The organism is Curtobacterium sp. MCBA15_005 (assembly GCF_001864855.1).
Taxonomy (GTDB): Bacteria; Actinomycetota; Actinomycetes; order Actinomycetales; family Microbacteriaceae; genus Curtobacterium; species Curtobacterium flaccumfaciens.
The window spans coordinates 78,799-93,079 of sequence record NZ_MJGL01000067.1 but is presented as its reverse complement, the minus strand read 5'-3'; the positions used below and the strand labels follow the sequence as shown (position 1 = coordinate 93,079).

Annotated in this window: 10 protein-coding genes and 1 pseudogene; 8 read left to right on the top strand and 3 right to left on the bottom strand. The window is 71.8% G+C overall.

Annotated features, from left to right (window positions below; translation table 11 throughout):
• Window positions 1–29: 29 nt before the first annotated feature.
• The 4 genes and pseudogenes from leuS to holA all read left to right on the top strand — a co-directional run bounded on the left by leuS (window position 30) and on the right by holA (window position 6,896).
• Window positions 30–2,591: a leucine--tRNA ligase gene (gene leuS, locus BIU89_RS15790; RefSeq protein ID WP_139179273.1), complete on the top strand. Its 2,562-nt coding sequence runs from the start codon at window positions 30–32 to the stop codon at window positions 2,589–2,591.
• Window positions 2,592–2,698: 107 nt separating this feature from the next.
• Window positions 2,699–3,460 carry a ComEA family DNA-binding protein gene (locus BIU89_RS15785; protein ID WP_071248142.1) on the top strand — a complete coding sequence of 254 codons (762 nt, stop codon included), beginning with the start codon at window positions 2,699–2,701 and terminating at the stop codon, window positions 3,458–3,460.
• Window positions 3,461–3,469: 9 nt separating this feature from the next.
• A pseudogene (locus BIU89_RS19105) lies at window positions 3,470–5,257 on the top strand (ComEC/Rec2 family competence protein); the annotation flags it as partial.
• 619 nt (window positions 5,258–5,876) lie between these two features.
• On the top strand, window positions 5,877–6,896 hold the full coding sequence (gene holA / locus BIU89_RS15775; protein ID WP_027465301.1) for a DNA polymerase III subunit delta: 1,020 nt from the start codon (window positions 5,877–5,879) through the stop codon (window positions 6,894–6,896).
• Between the two features lie 249 nt (window positions 6,897–7,145).
• Here holA and rpsT read toward each other — a convergent pair whose 3' ends face one another.
• Entirely contained in the window at window positions 7,146–7,406 is a 261-nt protein-coding gene (rpsT, locus tag BIU89_RS15770; RefSeq protein WP_017886662.1) for a 30S ribosomal protein S20, read from the bottom strand.
• A 222-nt stretch (window positions 7,407–7,628) separates the two neighbouring features.
• On the opposite strand from rpsT, the gene BIU89_RS15765 reads away from it, so the two are divergent.
• Window positions 7,629–8,795, top strand: a complete 1,167-nt coding sequence (locus tag BIU89_RS15765) for a pyridoxal phosphate-dependent aminotransferase (protein WP_071248138.1) — start codon at window positions 7,629–7,631, stop codon at window positions 8,793–8,795.
• A gap of 147 nt (window positions 8,796–8,942) precedes the next feature.
• On the top strand, window positions 8,943–10,790 hold the full coding sequence (gene lepA, locus BIU89_RS15760) for a translation elongation factor 4 (RefSeq protein WP_071248130.1): 1,848 nt from the start codon (window positions 8,943–8,945) through the stop codon (window positions 10,788–10,790).
• A 97-nt stretch (window positions 10,791–10,887) separates the two neighbouring features.
• Here the strand turns inward: lepA and BIU89_RS15755 are convergent, their stop codons facing one another.
• Complete coding sequence (locus BIU89_RS15755; RefSeq protein WP_071248126.1) at window positions 10,888–11,385, bottom strand: hypothetical protein; 498 nt, start codon at window positions 11,383–11,385, stop codon at window positions 10,888–10,890.
• A gap of 131 nt (window positions 11,386–11,516) precedes the next feature.
• On the opposite strand from BIU89_RS15755, the gene BIU89_RS15750 reads away from it, so the two are divergent.
• On the top strand, window positions 11,517–12,164 hold the full coding sequence (locus tag BIU89_RS15750) for a DUF1990 family protein (protein ID WP_035808235.1): 648 nt from the start codon (window positions 11,517–11,519) through the stop codon (window positions 12,162–12,164).
• Window positions 12,165–12,269: 105 nt separating this feature from the next.
• Here the strand turns inward: BIU89_RS15750 and BIU89_RS15745 are convergent, their stop codons facing one another.
• Complete coding sequence (locus BIU89_RS15745) at window positions 12,270–12,962, bottom strand: HAD family hydrolase (RefSeq protein ID WP_051596685.1); 693 nt, start codon at window positions 12,960–12,962, stop codon at window positions 12,270–12,272.
• Window positions 12,963–12,990: 28 nt separating this feature from the next.
• Here BIU89_RS15745 and hemW point away from each other — a divergent pair, with 28 nt between their 5' ends.
• Entirely contained in the window at window positions 12,991–14,244 is a 1,254-nt protein-coding gene (gene hemW, locus BIU89_RS15740) for a radical SAM family heme chaperone HemW (protein WP_027465306.1), read from the top strand.
• Window positions 14,245–14,281 lie beyond the last annotated feature (37 nt).

Below are 14,281 nucleotides of genomic sequence, written 5' to 3'. Positions count from 1 at the left end.
GGGCCTCCCGGCTTGTATCGTTGACGACCGTGACCACCGAGCAGCACGCCGAGGACCCGAACGCCTACGACTTCCGTCGTATCCAGGAGAAGTGGCAGCCCCGCTGGGAAGAGCTCGGGCTCTTCACCACCGACCTCGACGACACCCGTCCGCGCAAGTACATCCTCGAGATGTTCCCGTACCCGTCCGGCGACCTGCACATGGGGCACGCCGAGAACTGGGCCCTCGGGGACTTCGTCGCGCGCTACTGGCGCCAGCAGGGCTTCAACGTGCTGCACCCGATCGGCTGGGACTCGTTCGGGCTGCCCGCCGAGAACGCGGCGATCAAGCGCGGGGTGGACCCGAAGGACTGGACCTACGCGAACATCGAGCAGCAGAAGGCGTCCTTCAAGCGCTACGCGCCGTCGTTCGACTGGACCACCGAGATCCACACCTCGGACCCCGAGTACTACAAGTGGAACCAGTGGCTGTTCCTGAAGATGTACGAGAAGGGCCTGGCGTACCGCAAGGACAGCTGGGTCAACTGGGACCCGGTGGACCAGACCGTGCTCGCGAACGAGCAGGTCCTGCCCGACGGCACCTCGGACCGCTCCGGCGCCGTCGTCGTGAAGAAGAAGCTCACGCAGTGGTACTTCAAGATCACCGAGTACGCCGACCGGCTGCTCGACGACCTGAACCAGCTCGAGGGGCGGTGGCCGGCGAAGGTCATCGCGCAGCAGCGCAACTGGATCGGCCGCTCGGTCGGTGCCGACGTCGACTTCGTGATCGAGGGCCGCGACGAGCCCGTCACGGTCTTCACCACCCGTCCGGACACGATCCACGGGGCGACGTTCCTGGTCGTCGCGCCGGACTCCGACCTGGCTGCCTCGCTGGTCGCCGACCCGTCGGTGCCGTCCTCCGTCCGTGACGACTTCGACGCCTACCTGACGGCAACGCAGAAGACGTCCGAGATCGACCGGCAGAACGCCGACCGCCCGAAGACCGGCGTGCCGCTCGGCCGGTCCGCGATCCACCCGCTCACGGGGGAACGCCTGCCGATCTGGGCCGCCGACTACGTGCTCGCCGACTACGGCCACGGCGCCGTGATGGCCGTGCCCGCGCACGACCAGCGCGACCTCGACTTCGCCCGGGCGTTCGACCTGCCCGTCAAGGTGGTCGTCGACACGAACGCCGCCGTCACCGGGGCGATCCCGGTCATCCCCGAGGGCGCGACGCTCGACGACTTCGACGTGCCGACCCTCGACCCGGTCGCCACCGGCGAAGCGCTGACCGGCCAGGGCCGGATGATCAACTCCGGGCCGCTCGACGGCATGTCGAAGCAGCACGCCATCAGCGCGGCGATCGCGCTGCTCGAGGAACGCGGGACCGGCCGTGCCGCCAAGACCTACCGCCTTCGCGACTGGCTCATCTCGCGCCAGCGCTTCTGGGGCACCCCGATCCCGATCATCCACGGTGCCGACGGCACCGAGCACCCGGTGCCCGAGGACCAGCTGCCGATCGTGCTGCCGGACACCGAGGGCCTCGACCTCAAGCCGAAGGGCACGTCCCCGCTCGGTGGCGCGACCGACTGGGTGAACGTCCCGAACCCCGTCGACGGCACCCCGGCGCTCCGCGACACCGACACGATGGACACCTTCGTCGACTCGTCGTGGTACTTCCTGCGGTTCCTGTCGGCGAACGACGACACCCAGGCGTTCGACCCGGCGGCCGCGCGCCGCTGGGCTCCCGTCGACCAGTACATCGGCGGCATCGAGCACGCGATCCTGCACCTGCTCTACGCCCGTTTCGTCACGAAGGTGCTGTTCGACCTCGGGTACCTCGACTTCACCGAGCCGTTCTCGGCACTGCTCAACCAGGGCATGGTGCTGTCCGGTGGCTCGAAGATGTCGAAGTCGAAGGGCGGCGTCTCGCTCGGTGACGAGCTCGACGCGAACGGCGTCGACGCCATCCGCCTGGTCATGGGCTTCGCCGGCCCGCCCGAGGACGACATCAACTGGGAGGACGTCTCGCCGTCCGCCTCGGCTCGGTTCCTGGCGCGGGCGTACCGCCTGGCGCTCGACGTCACGTCCGCACGCGACGTCGTCTGGGCCGACGGCGACCGGGCACTCCGCCAGGTCACGCACCGGTTCCTCGCCGACGCCCCCGGGATGATGGAGTCGTTCAAGTTCAACGTCGTGATCGCGCGACTGATGGACCTGGTCAACGTCACCCGCAAGGCGATCGACAGCGGTCCCGGCGCCGGTGACCCCGCCGTGCGCGAGGCCGTCGAGACCATCGCGCTCGGGCTGAGCGTCTTCGCGCCGTACACCGGCGAGGAGATGTGGGAGAAGCTGGGCTACGAGGCCACCGTCGCCACGTACGGCTGGCGGAAGGCCGACCCGACGCTGCTCGTGCAGGAGACCCTGACGGCCGTCGTGCAGGTCAACGGCAAGGTGCGTGACTCGTTCGAAGTGTCGAAGTCGATCGAGGCGGACGAGCTCGAGCAGCTGGCGCGGTCGTCGGCGAACGTGCAGCGGTACATCGGTGACCGCGAGATCGTGAAGGTGATCGTCCGGGCGCCGAAGCTCGTGAACATCGCCATCAAGGGGTAGCGACCGTCACTGGCATCGTCCCTCACAGCAGGGGCGTTCGCGGTACCCGTCCACGGGTGTGACCTCCGGAGCCCGGCCGATCGGCCGGGCTCCGTAGCGTTCGGGGCATGTCGTCCCCGTCGTCTCCCGGACCCTGGTGGTCCCGTCTCGCGTTGTCACCGCGGGCAGCCGTGGTGCTGGCGGCGGTCGTGGTGGTGGTCGCCGTCGTGGTGGTCCTCGTCGGGGCGCTGGTGTCGGGTGGTGGCGAGGGTGCCGGGGGAACGGGTGGGGTCGTCGTGCGTGGGGCGCCGACGGCCGGTGCGGGTGCGTCGTCGGGCGTACCGTCTCCGTCCGCAGGTGCGTCTGCCGGTGCTGCTCCGTCCGCTCCTGGTGCGGGGCGCGTCGTGGTGCACGTGCTCGGGGCGGTGCGGCGGAGCGGTGTGGTCGAGTTGCCGGCATCGAGCCGCGTCGGGGACGCACTCGAACGTGCCGGTGGGGCCACGGATGACGCCGACCTCGACCGCCTGAACCTGGCCAGGGTGCTGACGGACGGCGAGCGGTTGTACGTGCCGCGGGTCGGGCAACAGGACGTGCCCGAGGCGCTCGGGCCGATGGCAGACGGTGCTGCCGCCGGGCCGACTGCCGGGGCCGGGGCCGGGAGCGGCGGTGGCACGGCGGGCACCGGGGGCGAGGAGTCCGCCGTCGTCGACCTGAACACCGCCGACCAGGCCGCGCTCGAGACCCTGCCCGGGATCGGACCCGGGCTGGCCGGGCGGATCATCGCCTGGCGTGACGAGCACGGCCGGTTCGCCGCGGTGGAGGACCTGCTCGACGTCAGCGGCATCGGCGACGTGCGGTTCGCCGAGCTCCGCGATCGTGTGCGGGTCTGAGGGGCGACGGTGCAGCTCGCTCCGAGTGCGATCGACCTGCGGGTCGCGGTGCCGGTGGCCGTCGCCTGGATCACGACCGCCCTGCTCGTCGGCGTGCCCGACGTGGCACCCGTGGTCGGTGGGGCCGCGGCGCTCCTGACCGGCGTCAGCGGCAGCGTGCTCCGGTGGCGTCGGGGCGCCGGGGTGGTGCCGGCCGTCGCCGGGCTGCTGCTCGTCGCGGGGGCCCTGACGACGCTGCTCGCGGTGTCGGTCTCCGTGGGGGATTCCCGGCGGGCCCCGGAACCGCTCCGTGCACTCGTCGCCGGCCCGGGGGCGGGGCACGTGGAGGTCGAGGCCGTGCTGACCCGCGACCTCGTGCCGGGGGACCGCTCCGTCACCGCGACGCTGGTGCGGGCGGACGACCTCGACGGGCTCCGGGTGCCGGTCCGGCTCGTCCCCGATCAGCACGGCGACGCACCGGGCGCCGTGCTGGCAGCCGGTGCCCGGGTCGCCGTGACCGCCACCCTGCAGCCGGACGAACCCGGTTCCGCGACGGCCTTCGTGGCGTTCCTGCGCGGGACGCCGTCATCGGTGCCGCCCGACGGGCTGCTCGGCGCCACCGACACCGCGCGGCAGGCCTTCGTGCGGGCCACGGCCGACCTGCCGCAGCCCGGAGCGGCGCTGCTGCGCGGGCTCGCGATCGGGGACCGCTCCGGCCTCGACCCGACGACCGAGGCGGCGATGGAGACCTCGGCGCTGACGCACCTGACGGCGGTGTCCGGGGCGAACTGCGCGGTGGTGGTCGGGCTCGTCGTGGTCCTCGGTCGAGCCTGTGGTCTGCCCAGAGGCCCCCGGGCCGCGGCGGCCGTCGGCGTACTCCTGGTGTTCGTCGTGCTCGTACGGCCCGACCCCTCGATCGTCCGGGCGACGGTGATGGCGATCGTGGTGCTCGTCGTGCACCTGGCCGGTCGACCGGTGCGGGGCGTCCCGCTCATCGCCCTCGCCGCGGTCGGCATGCTCGTGGTCGACCCGTGGTTCGCGCGGTCGTTCGCGTTCGCCCTGTCCGTGCTCGCCACGAGCGGGATCGTGGTGCTCGGCCCGCCGCTCACCGAGCTCCTGGCACGTCGTGTGTGGCCGCCGGTCGCCGCCGCACTCGCGATCCCGGTCGCCGCGCAGGTGGCCTGCTGGCCGGTGACGATCCCGCTGTCGGCGGCGCTCCCGACCTACGCGGTGCCCGCGAACCTGCTGGCGGAGCCGTTCGCGCCGGTCGTCACGGTGATCGGGCTCGCCGCGTGTGGCCTCGCTCCGGTGTGGCCGGTCGGTGCGCAGGGACTCGCGGCCGTCGCGTGGGTCCCGGCCGCCGCAGTCGGGGGCATCGCGCACGGTGCGGCGGCCCTGCCCTACGCCTCGGCACCCTGGCCGGGCGGGGCGCTCGGTGTGGCCGCCGCGGTGCTGGTGTGCGGCTGCATCGCGGTCGCCGTGCTGGTCCGGGGGCGGCTCGGCTCCCGGTTGCTGCTCGCAGCAGGGGTCGTGGTCGTGGTCGGTGTCGCAGCGGTCGCCGTCCCGGTGCTCGTCGTCCGGGGCTCGGTGCCGGGCGACTGGTCGGTCGCCGCGTGTGACGTCGGGCAGGGGGACGCCGTGCTGCTCCGTGGCGACGATGCCGTCGCGCTGGTGGACACCGGCGACGACGAGGAACGGCTCCGGGCCTGCCTGGACCTGCTCGGGGTCACCCGGATCGACCTGCTCGTCCTGACGCACTTCGACCGCGACCACGTCGGCGCGGTGCCCGCCGTGGCGGACACGGTCGAGACCGCCCTGGTCGGACCCGTGGGCCGTGCGTCGGACGAGCGGGTGGTCGACGACCTCCGGCGTGCCGGTGTCGACGTCCGGACGGCGGACGACCGGGTCTCCGGCACCCTCGGGCCGCTTGCCTGGCGCGTGGTGTGGCCACCGGGCGACGACCGTGCCGCCGGCAACGACGCGAGCATCGTGCTCGTCACGGGGCCGGCGGACGGAGGCTCCTGTGCGGCGTGCCTGACCGGGGTCTTCCTCGGGGACCTGGGGGAGTCGTCGCAACGTCGGCTGCGCAACGCCGGTGGTCTGCCGGCAGGGCCGATCGACGTGGTGAAGGTGGCGCACCACGGCTCCGCGGACCAGGACCCGCAGCTCTACCGAGGGCTCGCCGCGCGGGTCGGACTCATCGGTGTCGGTGCGGACAACACCTACGGGCATCCGACGCCGTCCGCGCTCGGCATGCTCGAGGCTGCTGACACGCTGCCGCTCCGCACCGACGAACGCGGGACCGTGGTGCTCGCCCGCTCCGGCAGCGACGAGGTGCGGGTGTGGACGGAGCGCTCGTCGTCGGCGGCCGCCCGTAGGATCGTCGGTGCACCACTCGACCCGGCACCGTCCGGGCCGGCACCACCGGAAGGACCACATGGCCGCCAAGAAGCCCGCGCGCGCCGCAGCGAAGATCGACCAGGTGCCCTGGTCGGGGATCCGTCCGGCACCCGTCGTGCTCATCACCGGGCCCGAAGCATTCCTCGCCGACCGCGCCCGCGGTGTGCTGAAGGACCTGCTGCAGGGCGAGGACCCCGCGCTCGAGGTACACGACCTCGAAGCCGACCAGTACGCCCCCGGGCTCCTCGCGACCCTCGCCAGCCCATCGCTGTTCGGCGAGCCGCGACTCGTGCAGGTCACGAACGTCGAGAAGTGCACCGACGCCTTCATCACCGAGACGATCTCGTACCTGCAGGCCCCCGCCGACGACGTCACCCTGGTGCTCCGGCACGGGGGTGGCGTGCGCGGCAAGAAGCTCCTCGACACGATCCGCAGCGGTGTCGGCGGCGGGGTCGAGGTGCTGTGCGACGAGCTCAAGCGCGAGACCGACCGCATCGACTTCGTGAACGCCGAGTTCCGTGCAGCACGACGCCGGATCGCGCCCTCCGCCGTCCGGACCCTGGTGACCGCGTTCGCCGACGACCTCGCCGAACTCGCCGCCGCGTGCCGACAGCTCCTGGCGGACGAGGCCGAGGAGATCACCGACAAGGTCGTCGACAAGTACTACGGCGGTCGCGTCGAGACGAACGCGTTCAAGGTCGCCGACATCGCCCTCGCGGGTCGGTCGGCGCCGGCGATCGTCGAGCTGCGGCACGCCCTGGCCACCGGCGAGGCACCCGTGCCGATCGTCGCCGCGTTCGCGAGCAAGATCCGCACGATGGCGAAGGTCAGCGCCTTCCGGGGTCCGAGCGGGCAGGCGGCCTCGGCGCTCGGCATGGCGCCGTGGCAGGTGCAGCGTGCGCAGCGTGACGTCGCCGGCTGGAGCGAGTCCGGGCTGGCGAACGCGATCATCAGCATCGCCGAGGCGGACACCGCGGTGAAGGGTGGCTCGCGCGACGCGCACTACGCGCTCGAGGTCATGGTCCGCACCATCGCCCGACGCGGCGAGCCCCGCTGAGGCGAGTCGGGCCTCCCGGCCTTCTCGCGCGCCGGTCGGCCGGCGCTTCGTGAGCAGAAATGGTCGGGTGTTCCATCACGACCCGACCCTTTCTGCTCACGAAATGAACCCGACGCACCCCACGCCGCGCACGCACCCCACGCCGCGCACGCACCCCACGCTGCGCACGCACCCCACGCCGCACGCGCCCCGCACGACGAAGGCCCCGCACCAACGGTGCGGGGCCTTCGGACCAGAAGGGTCAGGACGTCAGAGCGACGAGACCTTCTTCGCGATGGCCGACTTGCGGTTCGCGGCCTGGTTCTTGTGGATGACACCCTTGCTCACGGCCTTGTCGAGCTTCTTCGACGCGAGGGCCAGGGCGGCAACGGCCTTGTCCTTGTCACCGGCGGCGACGGCGTCGTTGGCACGACGGATGTGCGTCTTGAGCTCCGACTTGTACGCCTTGTTGCGCTCGGTGGCCTTGAGGTTGGTCTTGATGCGCTTGATCTGCGACTTGATGTTCGCCATGAATTGCTCCTGCTCGTCTCGTACGGGTGGGCGCGACCGCAGGGTAGAGGGGCCCTTGGTCGCATCGCGTTCCACCCGTGGGCGGGGAACGCGGAAGCCAGCCACCAACACTACCAGGCAAGCGGGCTGCCACCAAAGCACGAAACACCGCCGGATCGGCACAAGCCCGCGGCCGACCGCGCCGAAACCCCACGGCAACACGCACCGGATACCGTGACGGACATGCCCTCCCTCGCACCGCGCATCGACACCGTGCCCGCCTCCGGCATCCGGAGGGTCTTCGAGCAGGCGGCCCTGCTGCAGTCGAGCGGCACGGACGTCACGATGCTCGTGATCGGCGAGCCGGACGTCCCGGTGGCACCGCACATCGGCGAGGCGGCCCGTCGCGCCTGGGCCGAGGACCGCACCGGGTACACCCCGAACGGCGGGATCGCGCCCCTCCGCGAAGCCGTCCGAGACAAGCTCCGCCGTGAGAACCGGATCGAGGCCGACCTCGAGCAGATCTGGATGACGATCGGTGCGACGCAGGCGCTGTTCCAGGCGATGACGCTGACGCTGAGCCCGGGCGACGAGGTGCTCGTGCCGGACCCGGGTTACACGACCTTCACGATGAACGCCCACATCATCGGGGCGACCCCGGTGCCGTACCGGCTGGAGCCGCAGCACGGGTTCGAACCCGACATGCAGGCCCTCGAGGCGAGCGTCACCGAACGCACCCGGGTGCTCATCGTCAACTCGCCGTCGAACCCGCTCGGCTCGGTCTTCGGCGAGGAGACCCTGCGTGCGCTCCTGGCCTTCGCGAAGCGGCACGACCTCTGGGTGATCAGCGACGAGGTCTACGAGTACTTCACCTACGGCACCCGGCACGTCAGCCTGGCGGCGCTCGACGAGGACGACCGTGTGTTCTCGGCGTTCTCACTGAGCAAGACGTACGCGATGACCGGCGTCCGCGTGGGCTACCTCGTCACGCCGAAGGGACTCGGCGCGACGATGCGGACCACGCAGGAGGCCATGATCAGCTGCGTCGCCGAACCCGACCAGTACGCGGCCCTCGCGGCGATCGTGGGGGACCACTCCGCGGTGCGCGACGCTCGGGAGCACTACCGTGCGAACCTCGAGGTCGCGAAGGAGACCCTCGATGCCGCCGGCATCCGGTACCTCGACCCACGCGGGGCGTTCTACCTGTGGATCGACATGTCGCACGCGTCCGACGGGGACATCGCCGAGTGGGCGCTGGGGTTCCTGCAGCGTGAGCGGGTCGCCGTCGCGCCGGGCAGCGCCTTCGGACGCACCGGCGAGGGGTGGATCCGCGTGTGCCTCGCAGCCACCGCGGACGACCTGCGGCGTGGCCTGGGTGCCCTGCCGGCCCCGGCGCACGCGACCGTCTGACCGGCGGCCGACGCCCGCCTCGTCGACCGCATCACCGCTTCGGAGGCGCACCCCGCGTCCGTCACGCACGTGGCGGACGCGCGCCGTGCCTCCAGGGCGGGTGAAGCGTGGGAGACTGTTGCGACCGTCCGACCCACCTGAGGAACCGTGAGCCCACAAGCATCCGCTCCGCTGGAGCCCGCAGCGACCCCGGCCGACGCGATCCGCAACTTCTGCATCATCGCGCACATCGACCACGGCAAGTCGACGCTGGCCGACCGCATGCTGTCGATCACCGGCATCGTCGAGGACCGTGCGATGCGTGCGCAGTACCTCGACCGCATGGACATCGAGCGCGAGCGCGGCATCACGATCAAGTCGCAGGCCGTGCGCATGCCGTGGGAACTCGACGGTGAGACCTTCGCGCTGAACATGATCGACACCCCCGGGCACGTCGACTTCTCGTACGAGGTCTCGCGCTCCCTGGCCGCGTGCGAGGGCGCGATCCTGCTCGTCGACGCCGCCCAGGGCATCGAGGCGCAGACGCTCGCGAACCTGTACCTGGCGCTCGAGAACGACCTCGAGATCATCCCGGTCCTCAACAAGATCGACCTCCCGGCGGCCGAACCGGACAAGTACGCGGCCGAGCTCGCGCAGCTCATCGGTGGCAAGCCCGAGGACGTCCTCCGGGTGTCCGGCAAGACCGGCGTCGGGGTGCCGGAGCTCCTCGACCTGGTCGTCCGTCGCGTGCCGGCCCCCGTCGGCGACGCCGACGCAGCGCCCCGCGCGATGATCTTCGACTCGGTCTACGACAGCTACCGCGGCGTCGTCACCTACGTCCGCATGATCGACGGCACCATCTCGCCCCGCGAGAAGGTCCAGATGATGTCGACGAAGTCGACGCACGAGATCCTGGAGATCGGGGTCTCGAGCCCGGAGCCGAAGCCCACGAAGGGGCTGTCCGTCGGCGAGGTCGGCTACCTGATCACCGGTGTGAAGGACGTCCGCCAGTCCAAGGTCGGCGACACCGTCACGAGCGCACAGAAGCCCGCGACCCAGGCGCTGCCCGGCTACACGGACCCGAAGCCGATGGTGTTCTCGGGCCTGTACCCGATCGACGGCAGCGACTACCCGGTGCTCCGCGAAGCGCTCGACAAGCTCAAGCTCTCCGACGCCGCACTGGTCTACGAGCCGGAGACCTCGGTGGCGCTCGGCTTCGGGTTCCGCTGCGGGTTCCTCGGGCTGCTGCACCTCGAGATCATCACCGAGCGGCTGTCCCGCGAGTTCGGTCTCGACCTCATCACCACCGCCCCGAGCGTGATCTACGAGGTCACGACCGAGGACAACGCCGTGACCGAGGTCACGAACCCCTCGGAGTTCCCGACCGGCCGCATCGTCGAGGTGCGCGAGCCGATGGTCCGCGCCGCGATCCTGGCCCCGAAGGACTACGTCGGCGCGATCATGGAACTGTGCCAGCAGCGCCGCGGCTCCCTGCTCGGCATGGAGTACCTCGGCGAGGACCGCGTCGAGATCCGCTACGAGATGCCCCTCGGCGAGATCGTCTTCGACTTCTTCGACCAGCTGAAGAGCAAGACCCAGGGCTACGCGTCGCTCGACTACGAACCGACCGGCGACCAGGCCGCCGACCTCGTCAAGGTCGACATCCTGCTGCAGGGCGACCAGGTCGACGCCTTCAGTGCGATCGTGCACCGTGACAAGGCGTACGCCTACGGCACGCTCATGACCGAGCGGCTGCGCAAGCTCATCCCGCGCCAGCAGTTCGAGGTGCCGATCCAGGCTGCCATCGGCGCCCGCATCATCGCCCGTGAGAGCATCCGCGCGATGCGCAAGGACGTCCTGGCGAAGTGCTACGGCGGTGACATCACCCGCAAGCGCAAGCTCCTCGAGAAGCAGAAGGAGGGCAAGAAGCGCATGAAGACCATCGGTCGGGTCGAGGTCCCGCAGGAAGCCTTCATCGCGGCGCTCTCCGGCGACGTCGAAGAGAAGAAGAAGTAGCGCCGGGCGCGTAGCGCGCGGCGCGTTTCGCGCTGAGCGACAGCTCACGCACTGCGACCGCCGAGATCTGTCGGTGAGCGCGAAAGCTCGGCGCGGGTCAGCCGGTCCGGCGGGCGCGCGCCCGCAGGGCGGCCAGGCAGAGGGCCGGGAGGCTCGCAGCGGCCAGTCCCGCCAGTGCGGTCCGCAGGATGGCCCAGTGGGCAGCCGCGTCGAAGTCGGTCTGCTCGCCGGAGGCCACCCCGGCGACCACGGCGCCGACGACCATCGCGAGCGTCACGACCGCGAGGACCAGCGGCAGCCGACGGCCGCGCTGACGCCGCACCGCCGACACCAGTGCTGCACCGAACAGCAGCACCCCGGCGCCGGCGCAGCTCGCCCCGACGGCGGCGATGACGTTCGCGGTGTCGAAGCCGTTCCACGCCTCGGGAGCGAGCGCGACGGTGGCGTACCGGGCGGGTGACGCCGCGGCCGACGTGGTCACGTCCACCAGCACCCGGGCGGTCGCCGCCACGCCGAACGCGACGAGCGTGAGCGCGGCGAGGACGGCGGTCCGGCGGTCGACGGACCGCGGACGGACGGGGGTGGGGTGGGGCACCTGCTGACGATAGCCCCGGGGCGGGCGGTTGTCGGGCCTCCAGTTCGGGGTGCACGGCAGGCGGGCCGATCCGACGGAGGTGAGCGTGGATCGGTTCGATCCGGGGCGGCCCGCCCAAGTAACATGGCGGCATGAGCATCCGCGGGAGCTACCGGACCGCCCTGACGTACGGCGCGGTGGGGGCGACCCAGGCGTCGGACCTCATGACCTACCCGCCGGACGGCTTCACGCCGGCCGAGTCGCGCGCGCGGATCGGACACGGCGACCAACGGTTCGAGACCGCCGTGGTGCAGGCGCTCACGTGGCAGATCCAGGAGCGCAGCGGGGTCCGCGTGCGCGTCGAGGAGCAGCCCGACGACGACGAGGTCCGGTACAACCCGGTCACCTTCGACGACGACGGTGTGCCGATCGCCCCGGCGTCCATCGGCACGCCCCGGGTCGAGAAGTTCGCACCCGACGGCACCCCGCTGCTGACCGCGGGCACCAGCGCGACGCTGACGATCCACGCTTTCGGGCAGACCGTGCTGGCACCGGTGCGCGTCGTGTCGATCATCGACGAGCACGACCGCAAGGGGTTCGCCTACGGCACGCTCGAGGGGCACCCGCTCTCCGGCGAGGAGTCGTTCGTCGTCGAGCGCACCCCGGACGGCTCGGTGTGGCTGCAGGTCCGGCAGTTCTCGCAGCCGGCGAGCCGGAAGTGGCGCTTCGTCGCGCCGTTCGTGCGGCGGCAGCAGAAGGTCATGGCGGAGAAGTACCTGGCGGCGCTGCGGGGCGACTAGGCGTCTGGTCGCGGTCTCGCGGTCTCGCGGTCTCGCGGTCTCGCGGTCGCGCCCGCGGTCTCGCGGTCGCGCCCGCGGTCTCGCGACCCCGCTCGCTCCTGCTCCTCAGCGGAGCGGCGGGAGTGCGGCGATCGCATCCTCGATGAGGGCGGCGTCCTGCTGGCAGTCGCGTGCGACCGTCACGGCGTTCGTGTGCCGCAGCGCGTCCACGTCGTAGACACCCGTCGCCACGGCCAGGAAGGGGATGCCCGCGGCGTCCGCGGCCTCACCGTCGCGCGGGGTGTCGCCGACGATGACCGCCCGGGTGCCGACCAGCTCGGCGGCGGCGCGCAGGGTGACCCCGGCCCGCTCGACCTCGGTGTCGCCGAAGTACGAGTGCTCCCAGTCGAAGACGTCGGCGTCGAACCCGGCGCCGGTGAGCTTCACCCGGGCGCGGTACTCGGAGTTGCCGGTGAGCAGGCCGTTGCGCCACCCGAGTTCGGCGAAGCGGGTCAGGAGCGCCTTCGCCCCGGGGACGGGGCTGCGGTGGTCGCCGGAGGCGTGCCGTTCGGCGGTCAGGTCGTGCAGGTGCCGGCTGACCGTGGGGATCAGGGTGTCCTCGAACGCGTGGGCGTGCACGTGCTCGGCGATGAGCCCGGCGTCGGTCCGGCCGTGCTGGTGCCCGACCCGCAGGGTGAGGTCGCGGCCCACCGCCCGCTCGAGGGCGAGGTGGTAGAGGTTGCCCGGGGACGACGCGTTCATCACGAGGGTGCCGTCGATGTCCCACAGGACCGTGGTGGGGACGGGATGGTGCTCCATGGCTCCATCATGACGGAGAATGGAGCCCATGCCGAGTGCTCTCCCGATCGCCGATCCAGCACCAGCGGACGGCCTGATCACCCCGTGGGCGGCAGCGGGCTCCGCTGCCGGGCCGGGGGCTGGTCCCACCGCCGGTGACGTGCCCTTCGGCGTGTACGTGCACGTGCCGTTCTGCCGCGTGCGCTGCGGCTACTGCGACTTCAACACCTACACGGCGTCGGAACTCCGCGGCGTCCGTCGCGACGACTACGCCGGGCACGCCGTGCGCGAGATCGAGTGGGCCGCGACCGTGCTCGACCGTTCCGGTGTGCCGCGGCGGCCGGTGTCGACCGTCTTCTTCGGCGGCGGCACCCCGACCATGCTCCCGGCGTCCGACCTGGCGATGATCCTCCGTGCGATCGACGACACCTGGGGCATCCTGCCCGGGGCCGAGGTCACCACCGAGGCGAACCCGGACTCCGTCGACGCGGCGTCGCTCGAGACGCTGCGGGCCGGCGGCTTCAACCGGATCAGCTACGGCATGCAGTCCGCCGTGCCGCACGTGCTCGCCACGCTCGACCGCACGCACGACCCGCTCCGGGTCCCCGTCGTCGTCGACCTCGCGAAGCAGCAGGGGCTCGACGTCTCGCTCGACCTCATCTACTCGACGCCGGGGGAGTCCCTCGCCGACTGGCGGACCTCGCTCGACGCCGCGATCGCCTGCGAGCCCGACCACGTGTCGGCGTACTCGCTCATCGTCGAGGACGGCACCGCGATGGGCCGCATGGTCGCCCGCGGCGAGCTCCCAGCCCCCGATGACGACCTGGCCGCCGACATGTACGAGCTCGCCGACCAGGTGCTCGGCGACGCCGGCTACTCCTGGTACGAGGTGTCGAACTGGGCGCGCGGCGACGCGCACGCGAGTCGCCACAACCTGTCCTACTGGAAGGGCCACGACTGGTGGGGCGTCGGCCCCGGCGCACATTCCGCCGTCGCCGGCACGCGCTGGTGGAACGTCAAGCACCCGGCCGCGTACGCGAACCGGGTGCTGTCGGGGGAGTCGCCGGCCGCCGGCCGCGAGACCATCGACGACGAGACGCGGTACGTCGAGCGCCTGCTGCTGGCGGCGCGGGTCCGCGGAGAGCTCGCGACGAGCGAGATCCGCCAGGAGGCCCGTGGCCGGGTCGCCGGCCTCATCGCACGCGGACTCGTGGACGGGTCGGCCGCGGTGCGGGGACGGATCGACCTGACCCTGCAGGGTCGCCTGCTCGCCGACGCGGTGGTGCGGGAGCTGCTCGACTGAGGGGCCGGCGCACTGCCGGCTGCGCAGTGCTTGCCGC